The organism is Symploca atlantica LB2515 (assembly GCF_052546295.1).
On the sequence record NZ_JBQWMT010000001.1, the window covers coordinates 6088401 to 6105775 of the forward strand.

At 43.3% G+C, this 17375-nt stretch carries 16 protein-coding genes; 10 read left to right on the plus strand and 6 right to left on the minus strand.

Going from position 1 to position 17375, the window contains the following annotated elements; all coding sequences use genetic code 11:
* Positions 1-61 precede the first annotated feature (61 nt).
* The 7 genes from ACT7WV_RS25310 to ACT7WV_RS25340 all read left to right on the plus strand — a co-directional run bounded on the left by ACT7WV_RS25310 (position 62) and on the right by ACT7WV_RS25340 (position 9473).
* Positions 62-1255, plus strand: a complete 1194-nt coding sequence (locus ACT7WV_RS25310) for an LL-diaminopimelate aminotransferase (RefSeq protein WP_445105740.1) — start codon at positions 62-64, stop codon at positions 1253-1255.
* Between the two features lie 1334 nt (positions 1256-2589).
* Positions 2590-2796, plus strand: coding sequence for a hypothetical protein (locus tag ACT7WV_RS25315; RefSeq protein ID WP_445105521.1), 207 nt, complete (start codon positions 2590-2592; stop codon positions 2794-2796).
* A 325-nt stretch (positions 2797-3121) separates the two neighbouring features.
* Positions 3122-4138 (plus strand): hypothetical protein, encoded by a 1017-nt coding sequence (locus ACT7WV_RS25320; protein WP_445105522.1) that lies wholly within the window; start codon positions 3122-3124, stop codon positions 4136-4138.
* Between the two features lie 281 nt (positions 4139-4419).
* Positions 4420-5250: a hypothetical protein gene (locus ACT7WV_RS25325; protein WP_445105523.1), complete on the plus strand. Its 831-nt coding sequence runs from the start codon at positions 4420-4422 to the stop codon at positions 5248-5250.
* A 583-nt stretch (positions 5251-5833) separates the two neighbouring features.
* The gene (locus tag ACT7WV_RS25330) at positions 5834-6634 is read left to right on the plus strand and encodes a hypothetical protein (RefSeq protein WP_445105524.1); all 801 of its coding nucleotides are present in this window, start codon (positions 5834-5836) and stop codon (positions 6632-6634) included.
* Between the two features lie 248 nt (positions 6635-6882).
* On the plus strand, positions 6883-8766 hold the full coding sequence (uvrC, locus tag ACT7WV_RS25335) for an excinuclease ABC subunit UvrC (protein WP_445105525.1): 1884 nt from the start codon (positions 6883-6885) through the stop codon (positions 8764-8766).
* Positions 8763-9473, plus strand: coding sequence for a hypothetical protein (locus tag ACT7WV_RS25340; RefSeq protein ID WP_445105526.1), 711 nt, complete (start codon positions 8763-8765; stop codon positions 9471-9473). The genes uvrC and ACT7WV_RS25340 overlap by 4 nt, the downstream gene beginning before the upstream one ends.
* Positions 9474-9801: 328 nt before the next feature.
* Here the strand turns inward: ACT7WV_RS25340 and ACT7WV_RS25345 are convergent, their stop codons facing one another.
* Positions 9802-10440, minus strand: a complete 639-nt coding sequence (locus ACT7WV_RS25345) for a hypothetical protein (protein WP_445105527.1) — start codon at positions 10438-10440, stop codon at positions 9802-9804.
* A 198-nt stretch (positions 10441-10638) separates the two neighbouring features.
* Between ACT7WV_RS25345 and ACT7WV_RS25350 the strand changes: the two genes are divergently transcribed.
* Positions 10639-11076 carry an FxLYD domain-containing protein gene (locus ACT7WV_RS25350; RefSeq protein ID WP_445105528.1) on the plus strand — a complete coding sequence of 146 codons (438 nt, stop codon included), beginning with the start codon at positions 10639-10641 and terminating at the stop codon, positions 11074-11076.
* 96 nt (positions 11077-11172) lie between these two features.
* Here the strand turns inward: ACT7WV_RS25350 and ACT7WV_RS25355 are convergent, their stop codons facing one another.
* From ACT7WV_RS25355 to upp, 3 genes are all read right to left on the minus strand, one after another.
* The gene (locus ACT7WV_RS25355; RefSeq protein WP_445105529.1) at positions 11173-11433 is read right to left on the minus strand and encodes a YggT family protein; all 261 of its coding nucleotides are present in this window, start codon (positions 11431-11433) and stop codon (positions 11173-11175) included.
* Between the two features lie 145 nt (positions 11434-11578).
* Positions 11579-11914: a ssl2009 family thylakoid membrane protein gene (locus ACT7WV_RS25360; RefSeq protein ID WP_445105530.1), complete on the minus strand. Its 336-nt coding sequence runs from the start codon at positions 11912-11914 to the stop codon at positions 11579-11581.
* A 147-nt stretch (positions 11915-12061) separates the two neighbouring features.
* Entirely contained in the window at positions 12062-12718 is a 657-nt protein-coding gene (gene upp, locus ACT7WV_RS25365; RefSeq protein WP_445105531.1) for a uracil phosphoribosyltransferase, read from the minus strand.
* 329 nt (positions 12719-13047) lie between these two features.
* On the opposite strand from upp, the gene crtH reads away from it, so the two are divergent.
* Positions 13048-14571 (plus strand): carotenoid isomerase, encoded by a 1524-nt coding sequence (gene crtH / locus ACT7WV_RS25370; RefSeq protein ID WP_445105532.1) that lies wholly within the window; start codon positions 13048-13050, stop codon positions 14569-14571.
* 15 nt (positions 14572-14586) lie between these two features.
* Here crtH and ACT7WV_RS25375 read toward each other — a convergent pair whose 3' ends face one another.
* Positions 14587-15255: a Fe2+-dependent dioxygenase gene (locus ACT7WV_RS25375; RefSeq protein WP_445105533.1), complete on the minus strand. Its 669-nt coding sequence runs from the start codon at positions 15253-15255 to the stop codon at positions 14587-14589.
* Between the two features lie 219 nt (positions 15256-15474).
* On the opposite strand from ACT7WV_RS25375, the gene ACT7WV_RS25380 reads away from it, so the two are divergent.
* Positions 15475-15660, plus strand: a complete 186-nt coding sequence (locus ACT7WV_RS25380; RefSeq protein ID WP_445105534.1) for a hypothetical protein — start codon at positions 15475-15477, stop codon at positions 15658-15660.
* Positions 15661-16034: 374 nt separating this feature from the next.
* Here the strand turns inward: ACT7WV_RS25380 and ACT7WV_RS25385 are convergent, their stop codons facing one another.
* Positions 16035-17309: an FAD-dependent oxidoreductase gene (locus tag ACT7WV_RS25385; RefSeq protein WP_445105535.1), complete on the minus strand. Its 1275-nt coding sequence runs from the start codon at positions 17307-17309 to the stop codon at positions 16035-16037.
* Positions 17310-17375 lie beyond the last annotated feature (66 nt).

Sequence of the window (17375 nt, forward strand, 5' to 3'; positions counted from 1 at the left end):
TTTCTGAGGACTGGCATCGGCAAAAATGGCAACATCCAAGATACATAGAGGACTATCAAAAATGCAGTTTGCCAAGCGTTTACAACCCATGCAAACTAATGTGTTTGCTCATATGGATCAGGCAAAGGCGAAAGCCAGAGCCTCTGGCAAAGAAATTATCGATCTATCTTTGGGTTCCTCTGACTTACCGGCAGCAGAGCATGTGGTTGCCGCGATTGTTGCGTCTTTGCACGACAAAAGTACTCACGGCTACTTATTGTTTCATGGTACGCAACCCTTTCGTCAGGCAGCAGCTAGCTGGTATACAGATAAATTTGGCATCCCGGTTGATCCAGAAACCGAGGTGTTGCCCTTGATTGGTTCTCAAGAAGGCACGGCTCATTTACCCCTAGCACTGCTAAATCCTGGGGACTTTGCTCTGTTGCAAGATCCAGGTTATCCTTCCCATGCTGGAGGTGTCTACCTTGCTGGAGGGCAAATTTACCCAATGCCACTACGGGCAGAAAATAACTTCTTGCCCGTATTTGAGGAAATCCCCATACCCGTGCTGGAACAATCACGAATGATGGTGTTGAGCTATCCTCATAACCCAACTACAGCAGTTGCTCCCCTGTCTTTTTTCCAAGAAGCAGTAGCTTTTTGCCGTAAACATGACTTGGTTTTAGTACACGATTTTCCCTATGCGGATTTAGTGTTTCCGGACAGCAGGGAAAAAACTACCAATCACCAATCTCTTGCTCCCTCAGTTTTGCAAGCAGATCCTGATAAGGAAGTCTCAATTGAGTTTTTTACCTTATCTAAGTCTTATAACATGGGTGGCTTTCGTGTGGGCTACGCCATCGGTAATCCCCAGTTGATTGCCGCCTTGCGCCAAATGAAGGCAGTGATTGATTTTAACCAGTATCAGGGAATTTTCAATGGTGCGATCGCCGCTTTGCAGGGACCGCAAGAGGGTGTCACAGCCATGGTTGACACTTTCCAAGAGCGACGAGATGCCTTTATAAGGGCTTTACATAAAATTGGCTGGCAAGTAGACATTCCCCAAGCCACGATGTACGTTTGGGCAAAATTGCCAGAACCTTGGGGATCAAAGTCCGTTGATTTTTGTACTCAGTTAGTGGAAAAAACAGGTGTTGCTGCCTCTCCGGGAGCTGGTTTTGGGAAAAATGGCGAAGGCTATGTCAGGTTTGCCTTGGTTCATGGACCAGAAGTTTTAGAAACCGCAGTGCAGCGTATCTCAGAATTTTTGCAGTAGCTCAGGGTTATTGTATTTGTTCTTAATAGATGAGCTGTCTGTATCTCTAGAATAGCTCTCAAAGCAATTACAGTTGCATCTACATTATTTGGCAAGGTCAGGGGAACCAACAACTAGCGTTCTCCTGACTTATTCTATTGTCTCCTGGGCAAAATCCAGACATTCAGGTAATTTATATTAAAGTTTTGTAAACAAAAGTGCATAATTAGATACTTTTGTGAAGGTATGTACTCAGGATTTTCACAATTTATTTCCTGTTTATTACCTGAAATTTTCACTTTTTAGGTTTAACTTGAGAATTGACAAATAGTTTTCCTTAAATTGGAGTTCTGTCTACTTCGCCGTAGGGAACGCAACAGGGCTTCAGCGGCAAAAAGCAAAAGTTGAACATTAAATATGTTCAGTCCGGGCAAACCAGTATGTAGATGAAAAAAAGCCAATCTTGCTGAAGAAGATTGTCCAGTGATGTAGCGAAACTTACCTAGGGCATTCAACTAGTTAAATACAAAAATTTAGTTGGCAAAGAATTATTTAGTCGGATTTTTGGGAGCTTACCCGAAAATGGGAGATGATTTGAAAGAATTTTACCTGTTGAGTATCGACCAAAAAGTAATTTATTTTACTGATTATTAAAGAATTACCAAGCTAATTTTTTGATTTATTTCACTGAGTAATGCCAATCATTGACGACTCAATTTAATTTTTTTTGTAGGTAATCCATTGTTGTTTTTTGGTGGTGTTTATATATCAATCCTAGATGAATTGTGAGAACTAGATGTTTTCTCTATCCAGCCTGTGTGTCTTCTAAGACAAGCAAGTTTCCCGACCAGTTTGTAGCTAATTTTCGTCATAAATTATTTAGTAAAGCTACACCCTTGCAAAGGGTATGTCGCTAAGTAATTCAGAGTGTAAGGGTAAGCCTTAAGCATTTCTCAAGTATTTTTTTATCTTTTTCCCGATTTATTACCAATCTCTTACCTGAAATTTTCACCTTTTAGGTTTAAATTCAAATTAAGCGGTATTTATTCCAGTTAACTTGAGTAGTTTTTAGAAGAAATGGAGATATGGAAGTTTGCTTTAGCTGCTGTGATAATTTTGGTTGCTAAACAATAGTTTCCTCACTCGTGACTCATCTAAAATATCTCACAAGAAAAACATCATTTAATTGGACTAAGAAATGTCTATTTTGCTAGATAAAGGAAACCAAAAAGTATTATAAATTACCACATGATTACCCCGAAGAGAGTTAAATAGTGTTTACCAGAGATTAATAAGAAAGTATTGGTTGCTTAACTTGAAAAGCTGATTAATTTTATTGAGAGGAGAGAGCTGTAATGAATAATCCAGAACTTCAAACTTCATTTGTTCAATTGAAAGAAGATTTAAACGAGCTTGAGCAATCTATAGTCAAGCAGATACAAGTGAAACAAGCCATTTCTGAGTACTCAGAAAATTTGGTAAAAATTAACCAATTTAATCGGCAATTACAACAAGTTCCTATTGCTATTCTTGGTGCTGCCCCTGTCTGCCATCAAGCCTAATTCTTGTCAGTAATTCGAGCCTCAAGGATTTCACTGCCAACAAAACTAGAGTTTTGCTCTAGTGATCACTCCCAAGAATCACCAAAATTATAAGAGGTAGGGTAACAGCAGAGGTTCAAAAATAGGTGATGATCTATCCCTTTTATCCCCTTTATCTATCCTGATGCTATTTCCCTACCCATACTGTTACTGCCTAGTTAGCTAGAAGCTTTTGAGTAAAATTATTTACTGAAACTTCATAAAGTAATCATCTAGGTACTTCTAAAATGATGTAAGTTACCCACACTCCAGAGTAAGTTATCAATTAAAACTGCACGAAAAGACTATGGAACTTACTAACTTCGCCCAATTTATGCCGGGGTCATTATTTGGAGGTGAAACCAGTGCAACTGCACCCGCAAACTCAACTAGTAACCCACTAACTGGTCTATTTTCTGGGTTTCTTGGCACTTCTCCTGTAACGCCAATCTTAGCAGCAGATACTCCTGCATTACCCTCAGTAGTGCCTCAAATAGAGCAATTAACCCCTACAAATTCTGCTAAAAAGTTAGAGGTTACCCAGGGTAGTGTTTCTGGTGACTTTAGTTTTGATTCCTTAGCTGAAAGCTACGTTACTCCCTTACTGGAAGACACTCTAGGGTTGGATTCTGGTAGTTTAGCAGCAGTTCAACCTTATGAATTTAAATTTGAAAATTTCGAGGGGAGTTTAATCGTCTTAGATGACCAAGACACACCGTTATCAGATGGCGAAATAAAACTAAGTGGCGATTCACTGCTCACTTTATTTGGCATAGATCCTAGTGCAACTCCTGATGAAGTTTTGAAGTTAGCAGGTGTTGATATTGACTCATCTGATGATCAATACGATGAGATCAAAAAAGTTTTAGACAAACTAGATATTACCGATGCTAGTTCAGCATTAGGAGTCTTGGATGATGCTTTACTTTTTGGCTTCACTGGTGAGAGTACTCTTACAGTGGGAGAAAACTCAACACCTCTAACTTTAGAATATATCAGAACTGATAATTTCTCCGATGTCGAAGGTGGTATCAATACCGATCCTGGGGTTCTTAAAGTTTCATTTGACCCTGCTATGATAGAGGGCGCTAATAATAATAGCAGTTGGCTAGAGGAAAACTCTATTCTGGATATAGAGGGAGAGTATGGAGTTTACCTAAAATTGGAAGAAGTGCAACAACTAGTCAATTATGTTGACCCTGAAGTTGGTGCTGAACTTGAACCTACGATTGGGTTTGCCAAGCTTTTCGGTCTTGATCCATTTTTGTTAGGCGGTGGCAATATAGACCTTAATGCCACAATTTCTCCTTCTCTTTCTTCTTGAAGTCACGATTTTTTTGTATTTAGCGACCATAACCCTTGCAGCTTCAAGGAAAAAACTCAACTAAAAAGTGTTCGCTAAAAAGCAAACAAAGTAAAAACATAGTATTTCCTGTGCGGGGATAAAATTTATTTTTATGCCAAGCATCTAATCTTCATTCTTCAAGTGATTTAGTTGTGAAGTAACGACACCATTTTCTAACTCTGTACCAGACAATACCGCATTAATTCTTGGTATCCGACAGAGTTATTCATAAAGCAGTTATACCTCAAGGAGTTCATCAGGTGACAACTACTATCTTAAGTACCACAACTTATAATGCTGTAGGTAATGTTTCGGGTACTGCTAATTTGACGCCACAGGCTCAAACGGCAGTTGATTTAGCTAGTGGGGTTCTACCTTTTCAGATACCACCCAATCCCATTGCCTTTCCCGGTAGCTTTCCTGAATTGGGACCAAACGCGGGAAATTTCAATACTACCTTTACCCTGCCAAATGACCCAGCTCAATACGAAGATGGCCAAATTGAGGTTAATCTAGATATTGTTGGCGCTGCTATTGGCTTTAGCCCCGAAGCAGATCTTTCTGACACCATTAATGCAGTAGCTGCGGAAAACGGCGTAGGTGTTATTATTGACCCGACTACAGACCAAGCTTTAACCGCCGCTGGCGTTCAAAGCGTACGTCAAGGACTAGAACTAGTTAATGACGTATTCGACTTTGATTTAGTCGGTACTGGTACTCTGACTACTCCCACCGGAAGCACTCCATTGAACTTCGAGTACATCCAAACCGATAGTGTAGATACAAGTTACCTTAGAGTATACGGCTACGATCCCCTGGTAGTGGGTGGGCTTGATGATGGGGCATCTACGCTAGCCTTAAATGGCGACTTCACAGTAGATGTTCTCCCCGGTCAAGTGCTAGCATTTGCCCAAGCTCTCGAGGCTACTCAAACACCAGGTTTCCCCGCTGTCGGTGGTACAGTTGGCGAGGTTGTTACTATTGGTAGAGACCAGAGTCTCTTCACACCGGATCCGATAACAGGTGTAGAAGAGTTCCAACTAGCTACTGGTAATGCCATGCTCAACGCTACCCTAACTCCAGTAGCTTAGGTTACCTAGACCTGAACGCATTTTCTAGAGCTGCTTGTTAATAACTAGACAGCCACAAACCTAGTATTTGCCCGAATCGTCAGAGAATTTACCCTAAGATGGTTCGGGCATGTTCTTAAGAGCAAAAGGGTAAATAAGCTAGAAGGTAAGAAGCTTCAAAAAAGCAGGATGGCTGTCTAGTAAAAATTGATAGCTGAAACCATTGCTGTTTCTAGGTCAAAAATTGACAACCTAAAAATTCCGCAGAAATTATCATCTCCTAGACTTGCTTTGAGCTGGGTGATCAATGCTTTAATTCTAGGAAACAATTAGCCTTGTTTAATACCTAAGAATAAGTCGGTTAATCTGATTATAACTGACATCTTCAGAATTTTTTTTAGGTATTATATCAAGTTGTCTCATCGATAGAAGTTTTTCTTCTTGTCTCTTCAATATCTGTGTTTTTTTACTGAAGTGCCTTTTTTTTTGCTAACTCAGTATCTGTAATATCCCCAGCCTTACTATTTCCCGATAGTGGTCAGACTGAGTAAGAAAAAAACATCAGTCTCAAGTCAAATCAGGAGTACATCAAAGAGAAATAATCATGGAAACAACTGAATTCAAAACCATCCCCGTAACTTTATTAACTAATGGTAGTGCTACTGTAACTGGAAACTTTACATCAGTAGCTAGTGCTTATGTCCTCCCTAGTTTTGAGGAAGCATTAGAATTACCATCTGGTGGAATACCTCGTTCTTTTAACTTTGAGAAAGATTTTGAGGTTGAACTAGGGATAAAAGGCAAAGATCCATTTCCCAGCGAAATCCAGTTGGGCCCTGATGTTTTAACTAGTGTCAATGGGTTTAATCAAGACAGTTCTATTGCTAAGGTTTTAGATAAATTCGGAGTGGATGACTCAGAATTAATTGAAAGCTTAGATAAGTTAGGCATTAAGGATATAGGCGATGCAGGAGAACTCGCAAACGACTTATTTGATGTTAGTTTAAACGGGACTGGTACTTTCCAAAGTGATATCAATGGTGACGGTTTCATCGACCCAGTAACAGAATTTACGACCTTTTCCGTCGAAACATTTCAAAATGAAGATTTTGATGATGGTTACCTTCTAATCACCGGCTATGACCCCCTAATAGCAGAGAATATTCTAACAAGTGATTCTCAGCTTAGCTTTAACGGGTTCTACAACGTAGATCTGAACACAAACGAGTTAATTGACTTATTGGGAGACTTGGAAGCCGCAGGTATCGCAGATCCTGGCACCTCTGCTGAAACTTCAAGTTTGGTTAGGACAGGCAGAAATTTTGGTGTGGTTGATGCAGAGGGTGATTTAGGGCTATTGACTGGCACTGTCAACCTGACAGATGTTAGTATTACCGTTGTTTAAGCTTAAATCTGCAACTGGACTTACCAGATTGTTAAGTCTGCAAGTCTGCATGAGTACAAACTTACCTTGCTAGTCAGTTATCAGCGAAAATCTGATAGCTGACTGCTGTTTTTGTAACCTTTACAAGAGTTTCAATCTACAACTACCATAACGGCGGTTAACTTCACCTTGAGGCTCTGGTAATCTGCTAATGAAAAGAGGCTCCGCTACTATCATCATTAGTATTAGTGGTGAATGGCACAAATCTCGTGGTCAACTCTGCAAAAATACTGCCTCTCGTTAAAGATCCGGAACGCCTAGAAAGCCGTCTCCAAGAAATTCCCGCAGAACCGGGAGTTTACTTGATGCGCGACCAAAACGCCAACATCCTTTACATCGGTAAATCCAAAAAACTGCGATCGCGAGTTCGTTCTTATTTTCGCCAATCCCAGAGACTCAGCGAACGCATTGCCTTGATGGTACGACAGGTGACAGAGATTGAGTTCATCGTCACCGACACTGAAGCAGAATCCCTTGCATTAGAAGCTAATCTTGTCAAGCAGCACCAACCTTACTTCAATGTCCTGCTCAAAGATGACAAGAAATATCCTTATGTCTGTATTACTTGGTCAGAAGACTATCCCCGCATTTTCATTACCAGAAAACGAAGACAAGGCAAGGAAAAAGATCGATTCTACGGCCCTTACGTAGATGTGGGTTTACTGCGCAGGACATTAGATTTGCTCAAGCGCATTTTCCCTTTGCGGCAACGTCCTCGACCTTTATTTCAAGACCGTCCCTGCCTCAACTATGACCTAGGGAGGTGTCCCGGCGTCTGTCAACAACTCATTACCCCTGAAGAATACCGCAAGACCGTGCAAAAAGTAGCAATGGTCTTTCAGGGGCGCACTAAAGAACTAATTGAGCTGCTCAAAGCCAATATGCAGCAAGCAGCAGAGTTGCTGAATTTTGAGCAAGCAGCTCGCATCCGAGACCAAATTAATGGCATTGAGTCCCTCAGTGCTGACCAAAAAGTATCCCTACCGGATGATACCGTCTCACGAGATGCGATCGCTTTGGCAGCCGACGACCAACATGCATGCATTCAGCTATTCCAGATTCGTGCTGGTCGTTTAGTAGGTCGTTTGGGGTTTTTTGCCGATGCTCAATCGGGTACACCTGAGGCGATTTTGCAGCGAGTTCTAGAGGAGCATTATCAAACGGCTGAACCAGTAGAAATTCCCGCAGAGATTCTAGTACAGCATCAGTTACCAGAGGAGGAAATGTTAGCTCAATATTTGAGCGATCGCAAAAAAGCTAAGGTACGCATCCTCACTCCTCTCAGACAAACCAAGGCCGAACTGATTGAAATGGTGGAGCGTAACGCTAAGTATGAACTAGAACGCACCCAGCGATTTGCCCAAACTAACAACCAGGCAATGCAGGACTTAGCCGAAATTCTCGACCTCCCTGATTTACCCCGCCGCATTGAAGGTTACGATATCTCCCATATCCAAGGGTCAAATGCCGTAGCCTCTCAGGTAGTATTTATCGACGGCACACCAGCTAAGCAACACTACCGCCACTACAAGATTAAGAATCCCCAAGTTACCATTGGTCACTCCGATGACTTTGCCAGTCTCGCCGAAGTTATTGGTCGTCGCTTTCGTAAGTATCAAGGAGAAATTGCTCCCCAAACTGCAATTCAAGATGCTCCTGACTGGCCAGATTTACTGATGATTGACGGTGGTAAGGGACAGCTTTCAGCAGTTGTCGCCGTTTTGCAAGAAATGAACTTACTGGCAGACTTGCGCGTAGTCAGTTTAGCAAAGCAGAGGGAGGAAATTTTTATACCGGGTGAGTCTTTGCCACTAACCACTGATGCTGAGCAACCAGGGGTGCAACTGTTGCGACGTGTGCGGGATGAAGCACACCGATTTGCTGTTAGTTTCCATCGACAGCAAAGAAGTGATAAGTTACGTCGTTCTCGTTTAGATGAAATTCCTGGATTAGGATTCCAAAGACAAAAACAGCTATTGGCACATTTTCGCTCTATTGACTATATTCGAGATGCATCTACAGAACAGTTGGCTAAGGTTTCTGGAATTGGTCCTCACTTAGCTCAAGAAATTTACAATTATTTTCATCCATGAGAATTAATTCAAGCTCAGTTGAGAAGACTGGTCATTTGATGCTTTTAATTTTAGTTTTTTTCGAGATATTTTTGGTAATCATATATTTAGCAGGAATAGTCCTTGTTGGCAAAGCTTTTACCAATTTTATTGACTTAAATGCTCAAGCAAGTTTTCCCTCTCTTTTACAAGCTTGGCAACTATTCCTTATTGGATTTATCTCAATTAGTTGTTTTACGGTAGGACGTAATTCTTCGCAGCCCCCATCTCAAATATTTCTGCTTACTGTAGCATTAATATTTTTCTCTGCCTGCGCTGATGAAGTATTTAAAATTCATCATTTACTGCCTACAGAGACTAATCACGACTGGAAGCCGATATATTTAGGTATTGCCATAACAACTCCCCTAGTATTTTACCGAGATTTTATTGCCCTCTGGCATTGCCACCGTCGGGCAGTATTTTTTATTGTGCTGGGTCTAGGCGTGTTCGTTTTTGGGGGTCTAGGCTTAGAACTTTTTCCAACTGAACCGTTACAAACTTTACTAGCTAAGACTTTTCCCCAAGAGGATTTTATTCCCTTTTTTGTAGAAAAATTGAGGGTGGCATTGGAAGAGTTTTCTGAGATGTTGGGAGAGAGCGTGATTCTCTACGGTATTTGCCTATTAGTTGCCAAGCGCCTCGAAATACAGCAATCTAGTTCTACTTACAAAGCGAGAACCTTGTAAAAGTTAAAACCCACATTCCCCAGGTTGGGAACTAGAAGTAACGAACGCTAATCAGTTTACAAAGCAGGGAATGGTGTCCAATATCGTTATGCTGCAAGATGAGCGGTAGGACAACATTTTCAGGGCTGTCTGTCAGTATGATTTAGTTATTTCAAGGTCAAATGAAATCCTTATTCTCATTGCTCTTCTTATTAGGGAAACCTCCAAAGAAGCTATTAAGCTATTGCATCTGGCGTCCTAACCGCCTTGGCGGTTGCCATAACTGCTAAATTTCTGGTTTGAACGAGCATCGAAGTTTAATATTCCTGCTGAATCATCACCACACTCTTCAGGAAGCCCAGCGCCAGTTATACAAATTCCACTGATAAATGCCTTGAATTTCGTACTCGATACCGTTGTCAAAGCGAACTATACAGTTGCAGTAGTCTCTGTTGCCGTCTGAACTTTGGGAAAGGCCTACGACAGTACATGGAAACCACTCACGTTGGCAAGGACCACTCTCTTGCACCCACTCCCAGAGTCCGTTAGAAACTTCGATGCGATCGCCTATTTTCAGATTTAATCTATCTGAAGGTGTTTCTGTTTCCCAATATTGCGCTAGATGTAATGGCTTGATGCGATTGAGCCATTGGGGTCCGTACTGATCGTGAATGAATTGCACTGCTCCAGATTCTCGACTATGGAGCCAATCGTTGAGTAATCTAATTTTCCAGGAAACACCTTGCTGTTGTTGCTCTTTGACAAACAGTAGTAAAGCCTGACGTTGTTCTGGAGTCATCTCGTTGAGAGGATTCTCTGTCACACTATCCGAATCAGCCGTTGTCTGTGTGCTTTGAAGTTGACTAGTTGTTGACTGTGCAACCACCTGCAACAAAATTTCCCTCTGTTGATCTGTGAGAGGGCATAGTGCTACTTCGCACATAACAAAAGCAACTTTGAGGAAGGCTTCAATCTCTGCTGGGGTCATGGAACTTTGCGTCAGGAGACTAGCTCACCTGTCATTGAGGCTTGAGAATTTTTTACCAGATTAATAGCTAATTCTCGCCATAATATATCATTAAACTACAAATGGTTTAGACGTTACAATTTGAGGGAAGTAAGCTGGCTAATTCGCGGTAAGCTGAAGGTTAGATTTAGCTATGAGTATTAACTTTTTGGTTAATTTATGAGATTTAGAAGTTACCTCGTTACCATTACGGTTTCTTGTTTTCTTTGGATTACAAGTTTAGCCTTCAGCCCAGCGGCGATGGCAGTAGTTCAGATTAACCTATCAGACCTTGCTTATCATCAATGCCCTGCCGAATTGGCAGCAGGAACCGTAACAAGTGGCGGTGGTAGTAGAGCTGCCAACTGCTTCTTGATTACTGGCAAAGCAGAGAACAAGTCTGGTAAACCGGTAGTCAATGCTGACATTTTCGGTCGCATTTATGATGCTAACGGCAATCGAATTATGCAAAATCGCACCCGGTTGGGTTCAATTGAGCAAGTACCACCGGGTGTAAGTGATTTTGAACTGAGAATTACTGTTCCAACTAGTCAAGCAACCCCACTTCAGCTTGAGCAATTCAAAGCTTCTGGTTTTACAGGTAAAGTTCGCCGTTAAAGAGAAAGAGGGAGAGTGATTTTACCTAGTTCTTGACCTAGTAACAGTTCCCTAAAGCTGAGCATGCTCTCAAGCTTCCCCATTAAAGCCTGCTAGTTATATGCTCGTGAACAGTTGAGATAAGATATTTAGAACTATAATCGCTAGGATAGGGGATAAATCTAAACCTCCAATCGGTGGAACGAAAGAACGAAAGAGATTAAGGTAGGGGTCAGTAATCGGGCTTAAGAAAGCGGCTACTTGATTCATCCATTCTACTGTTTGAAACCAAGTTAAAAGAATTCTGACGAATATTAAAAGCAGATAGATATTGATAAAGTTGGCGAGACTGTTGGTCAGCAGTTCTGTAGCACTCATTACTAAAAAAGCTTCCTTGCTAAGTTTTTATGGGCCGTTGAGCCTTCTTGAAGTAAGTTTAACGGATATCACCCCTAGATTGCCCAAGCCACCTAGAAAAGCCATGGAGACGAGGGGGATGGTCGATTCTGCTGCTGTTTCCTGCTCAGGAATCTAGAGATCGCTCGCGGTTCCTCGCTTCAGAATTACCATTGACATTACCCAGTTGCTGACGAACATCGTCAATTGCCATGTTTAGCTGGGCAATTTTGTCTTCTAGGCTGCGACGAGATCCCTCAATACTCTCTTCTGTCTGGATTTGACCTCTTTTACCTTTAAGAGGCCTGCTTGTGGATAGTCCTGTATTTAGTAGTGAACCCTCTTTTGTTCCTTCTTCTTCATCGCGCCTTGCTGCAACCAGAGCGCCGATTACTCCACCAAGCAAACTACCCATTACAGCTCCAGCCAGAAATCCACCTGTAAAAGCATCGCGCTCACTCATTTTATTTTTCTGCCCTTGATTTCTAAAACGCAACTTTTCTCAAGCTTAACTGTTGACTGCCCCTGTCACCTAACAGCCTAGGGAATATGAGGTGTGGTCATTAGCACGAGAACGGACAGCCAGGAAGCAAAGGAAGTCCTTTCTAGTCTAGCCTTCAGTGCCAAAGAGCCGATCACCTGCATCACCCAAACCAGGAACAATATACCCTTGAGAGTTAAGCTCTTCGTCAATTGTTGCAGTGTAAATGGTCAAACTGGGATAAACCTTACCTAGTTTTTGTAAAGCTGGTGGTGCTGTGACTACGCTAATGATCCGTGTCAGAGCCGGATCTACTCCTCGCTCAGTCAATTCTGCCATAGTCATCATAATGGATCCGCCAGTTGCCAGCATCGGCTCGGTAATTAAGACTCGTGTCTGCGGGGCAAATTGTTTTGGCAATTTATTAAGGTAGCAGGTGGCTTCGAGAGTTTCCTCATTGCGTACTAAGCCAAAATGATAAATTGATGCCAAAGGCAATAAAGTCTGAGCCCCCTCTAATAAGCCCAATCCGGCTCGCAGAATTGGCACCACTACTAATGGTACGTCTGGATTAACCATTGTTGCAGCGCAGGGAGCGACGGGTGTTTGCACGGTGAGTTCTTCCGTGGGCAACCAGTCACGAACTGCTTCGTAGGTTAGCCAGCGCCCCAACTCCTTAATTGCACTCTTAAACAGAGGTGGAGGCGTTGCGGCGTTGCGGGCGACACCCAGCCAATGCTTAATCAGTGGATGGGGTGGAACGTAGACATGTAGTTGGCTAGCCATGGCAGTAAATACAGTGGAGATGAAACTTTAAAGTTTTGAACTGGACAATAATAATGCTTTTCCTAATCAAATCGAGCTTAGCAAGCTTATCTTGTTGGAGAGAAGACTAATTATCTAAGTATTGACATTTATTTTCAATAACTATATATTACCTTTCAGTGTTCTCCTCTTATACAAGGATCGGCAGGTGGGACTGGCAAGACATAGCAGGCTAGCTAGTACCCACTTTTTTCTTCTATGACCAATGCTAAACTTTGTTAGTCACCGATTCGCTTAACCAAATTGAACGAATCATCGGTTTCAAGCCTGTAGCTTCCTAACCTCGAACTTTGAGCAACCAATCTCGTTCCATTCCAGAGGCATCAACCTTTGATGTTATTGTTATTGGCTCTGGCATCGGAGGGCTAGTAACGGCCACTCAGTTAGCAGCTAAAGGCGCGAAAGTGCTGGTGCTGGAGCGCTATCTAATTCCTGGCGGCAGTGCTGGTTATTTTGAGCGAGAAGGCTACCGCTTTGATGTGGGAGCCTCGATGATCTTTGGCTTTGGCACTCAAGGAACAACAAATCTGCTTACTAAGGCTCTGGATGCGGTCAATGTCAGCCTGGAAACTATCCCGGATCCAGTACAGATCCATTATCATCTACCTGCTGGATTAGAGCTGAAAGTACATAAGGATTATGAGAAATTCTTGCAAGAACTAACAGCTCACTTTCCTCAACAAAAGCAGGGAATTCGCCAGTTTTATGATGAATGTTGGCAGGTATTTAACTGTCTCAATGCGATGGAGTTGCTTTCTTTAGAAGAACTCCGCTATCTAACACGGGTATTCTTCCAGCATCCGTTGGCTTGTTTAGGTTTAGTAAAATATCTTCCCCAGAATGCCGGGGATTTGGCTCGTAAGTATATTAGCGACCCCCAACTACTTAAGTTTATTGATATGGAGTGCTACTGTTGGTCGGTAGTACCTGCTGACCGGACGCCGATGATTAATGCGGGGATGGTATTCTCTGATCGGCACTATGGTGGCATTAATTACCCTAAGGGTGGCGTCGGGCAAATTGCGCAAAAGCTGGTGGAAGGACTTGAAAAAACCGGGAGCTCGATTCAGTACAAAGCCAGGGTGACCAAAATTGTGTTAGAGAAGGGCAAAGCAGTAGGTGTCAAGCTGGCAACGGGCGAAGAGTATCGAGCCAAGCGTGTGATTTCCAATGCTACACGTTGGGATACTTTTGAGAAACTGCTGCCAGTAACTGAGATGCCAGTAACTGAGAAAAAGTGGCGCGATCGCTACCAAAAGTCACCGAGTTTCTTGAGTTTGCACTTAGGCGTCAAGGCTGAGGTTTTGCCCCCAGGTACAGAGTGTCATCACATCTTGCTGGAAAACTGGGAGAACATGGAGCAGGAGCAAGGCACCATTTTTGTCTCAATTCCGACCTTACTGGATCCAGAATTAGCCCCACCAGGCTATCACATCATTCACAGCTTTACGCCAAGCTGGATGAGTGAGTGGCAAGGGTTGTCTGCTAGTGAATATGAACAGAAGAAGGAAGAAGCCGCAGGGCAAGTTATTGAACGGCTAGAAGCGATTTTTCCTGGCTTAGATGCTGGATTAGACTACATGGAAGTAGGTACAGCACGTAGTCACCAGCGCTTTTTGGGGCGTGAACAAGGAACTTATGGGCCGATTCCCAGCCGTAAGTTGATGGGATTGTTGGGGATGCCCTTTAACCGTACAGCCGTTCCCGGCCTTTACTGTGTCGGGGATAGTACATTTCCAGGACAAGGTTTAAATGCTGTGGCATTTTCGGGTTTTGCCTGCGCCCATCGGGTGGCAGTAGATCTGGGTTTGTAAAACCAATCCGGTTTCTTACTCAGCCCACTTGCGCAATAAATTTGCATGGCATTTCGAGAGCAAGTCGAACTCAGTAGTTTTACCCTCTTTGGCAAAGATTGACCGACGAGCTGTATCCAAGTCAAACAAAATTTCTCGCTCGTGGGGATCGCGAACTAGACTCTGAACCCAACCCACAGCTACTAACCTCACACCTTCAGTCACTGTCTCTACGCAGTGCAAGGTTGAGGAGGGGTAAACAATCATAGAACCTACCTCAAGCTTATAAGTATGCTCATCAGCTGCGCCTTCAATTACTAGCTCGCCGCCTTCATAGGAGGAAGGTGAACTAAGAAAGAGGGTAAAAGAAACGTCCGAGCGCAGGAACTCCTGCTTGCTCATTAGGGCATTATCAACGTGCCTACCATAGGACATGCCTGTCTCGTAGCGGCTAAACAAAATAGAGTGTACTATCTTGGGCTGTAATGCCACCTGAAATAGAGCATTGCGTTTGAGAGCAGTCTTGATGAGTTCTCGCAAATCCTGGGCATAAGTAGCTTTACCTTGAAGCTGAGTATTATTTTTGACTAGTTTGGCATGCCAGCCTGCGGTCGTTTTGCCGTCCACAAAGTCAGCTTGATCAAGGCTGTCGAGTACTAATTTCAGTTCTTCTGGTGTGAGAACGTTGTCAATCGCAAGAATCATAGTGAGAACTTGAAGCAGGAGTTATTTATATTGTTCCAATTCGCCTAACACATTTTGAGGCAACACTCTTGACAAAACCAACGAGTTGCCATGAGGCTGACAGTGCATCAGTCTTAAGTTATAGATGTTGTGATTTGTTTGGCTGACTTTATAATTTATAGTTGGAAGAAACATAACTTAAACCTTACAGTTCTGGAAGTCTAGTTGAGGAGTGTCAAAATGCGTTTAAAGACTGTTGAAGTATTTCTGGCTTTGGGTCTCTTGACCACTGTTGCTGCCTGTGATGCCGCTAATGAAGGTGGTGAAGCGGAGGATACTGCACCAACAACCGAACAAAGTACACCTTTACCAGAAGCTACGACTTCACCAGCAGATGAAGGTGGTGAAGGCGGCGAGGGCAGCTAACTCACAAAATTTGGCAATTTTGTAGGAGCTTAGCAACTTACTTCCTTTTTAGCTTTGGCATGAGAGTAAAAGGAATCTAGCTACTTTAGTTACCTACTGCTAATAAAGTGAGAAAGCTCTCTTGTGCCTCACAAGAGAGCTTTCCTTTTGCCCTCAATTGTTCTATCCTTACTCCAGCAAGTTTTCTGGTTACCGCACCGATACTCTAGAGCTACCTAGTGGAACTGGGAGACAAGGGAGCCAATGTTACAGTGGAGTCAATTTTGCCGCGCCAGTTTATTGCCTGAATCAGGACTTTTGTCAGAATACCGGGTCTGAACAGTATTGCCGGAGGCTTGACCATCTGCATCACCTCTACAAATGTCCGGTAGATTTCAGGACGATCTAGAGAGAGCAGCACAACTAGATCCATATAGCGGTGCATCAGTCGAGTCACCATGTTCGGCTTCCCACCCTCCGTGGTTTCCCAGCGAAAATCCTCTCCTGTTGCCATGAGCCAGGGGGTAGCTAAAATATTGAGCCAGTTGCTTTTGAAAATGCTTGCTCAGACCCTTAACGCTACCAGGGGAGCGTTGGGATTGCTCGTGCAAGCACCTATCGAGGGTTAAGGCAGTGAGGGCAGCAGTAGTCATACCCTGACCATAGAAGGGATTGAAGGCACAGACGGCATCTCCCACGACTACCAAACCCTCTGGCAATTTAGAGAGTTTCTCGTAGTGACGCCAGCGATTTTCTGTAGTTCGATAGCCATAGACTGGGGAGAGGGGTTGGGCGTCTTTAATGGCTTCGTAGATGATGGGACTGCTCAGTGTCCGGGCAAACTCTAGAAATCCCGCCTCATCGGTAGGTGGATAGTCTCGACCAACACCTGACAGAGTTACGGCCCAACGGTTATCTTCCACCGGATAGAGTATTCCGGTACGACGGTTATCTGGTGGCTTGGATGTGAGTACCAGTGCCTTCCAGTCTGCTTGTAAGCCTTCGGGACGCTGATACCAGCAGGTGCTATAACCCAGAAAAGAGTTGATTACAGTTTCTGGGGGCGGTAAGTAACCTAATGTCTCCAACCACTTGGGTACAGAAGAATTGCGTCCAGAAGCATCGACCACTAAATCAGCAGTTAATTCTCTCTCTTGAGGTTCGTTCCGGTAGCGCAGTTGTACTCCTGTCACTGTAGAGTGACTCTCATCGGTTAAGAGCTTTGTTACCTGCGACCCTGCCAAAAATTGCAAGTTTTCGTAGGTTGCTAAGCGACGGCGCACCAGCCACTCTAGTAAGTTACGGCTAGAGGTACGGGTAATCAGTTCTGAAGGGCAGCGGGGTTCCCAGCCCCACAAACCAAGCATGCAACAATCAGCTGTCCAGTCTACAGTGGGCGCGCCTGCTGCGGTCAACTCAGCTGCCAAACCGGGAAACAACTGCTCTAGAATCCGTTGACCCTGGCTGAGTAAGACATGGACATGGCTAGCTTGAGGGACTCCTGGACGCTTTTCTGGTTGCTGTGGCAGGATATCACGCTCAACTACACTCACTCGACTAAAGTGATTGACTAATATCCTTGCTGCCAACAAGCCAGCTATGCTACCGCCAATTACTAAGGCATGACTGCCGGGTTCAATAGTCTGTTGCCATTGCCTAGGTATAGCCATTTTTCCCCAAAAACTTATTTTGAAAGATCTAAAACTATTTTGCTGCGAAATCTATAGTTGCAGGTT

Excerpts from the sequence above, each read along its gene's own strand:
- ACT7WV_RS25360 (WP_445105530.1), bottom strand. The coding sequence starts at position 11,914 with ATGAGTGAGCGCGATGCTTTTACAGGTGGATTTCTGGCTGGAGCTGTA.
- ACT7WV_RS25350 (WP_445105528.1), top strand. The coding sequence starts at position 10,639 with ATGAGATTTAGAAGTTACCTCGTTACCATTACGGTTTCTTGTTTTCTT.
- ACT7WV_RS25320 (WP_445105522.1), top strand. The coding sequence starts at position 3,122 with ATGGAACTTACTAACTTCGCCCAATTTATGCCGGGGTCATTATTTGGA.
- upp (WP_445105531.1), bottom strand. The coding sequence starts at position 12,718 with ATGGCTAGCCAACTACATGTCTACGTTCCACCCCATCCACTGATTAAG.
- ACT7WV_RS25385 (WP_445105535.1), bottom strand. The coding sequence starts at position 17,309 with ATGGCTATACCTAGGCAATGGCAACAGACTATTGAACCCGGCAGTCAT.
- ACT7WV_RS25330 (WP_445105524.1), top strand. The coding sequence starts at position 5,834 with ATGGAAACAACTGAATTCAAAACCATCCCCGTAACTTTATTAACTAAT.
- ACT7WV_RS25345 (WP_445105527.1), bottom strand. The coding sequence starts at position 10,440 with ATGACCCCAGCAGAGATTGAAGCCTTCCTCAAAGTTGCTTTTGTTATG.
- ACT7WV_RS25315 (WP_445105521.1), top strand. The coding sequence starts at position 2,590 with ATGAATAATCCAGAACTTCAAACTTCATTTGTTCAATTGAAAGAAGAT.
- ACT7WV_RS25340 (WP_445105526.1), top strand. The coding sequence starts at position 8,763 with ATGAGAATTAATTCAAGCTCAGTTGAGAAGACTGGTCATTTGATGCTT.
- ACT7WV_RS25380 (WP_445105534.1), top strand. The coding sequence starts at position 15,475 with ATGCGTTTAAAGACTGTTGAAGTATTTCTGGCTTTGGGTCTCTTGACC.
- ACT7WV_RS25310 (WP_445105740.1), top strand. The coding sequence starts at position 62 with ATGCAGTTTGCCAAGCGTTTACAACCCATGCAAACTAATGTGTTTGCT.
- ACT7WV_RS25375 (WP_445105533.1), bottom strand. The coding sequence starts at position 15,255 with ATGATTCTTGCGATTGACAACGTTCTCACACCAGAAGAACTGAAATTA.
- ACT7WV_RS25355 (WP_445105529.1), bottom strand. The coding sequence starts at position 11,433 with ATGAGTGCTACAGAACTGCTGACCAACAGTCTCGCCAACTTTATCAAT.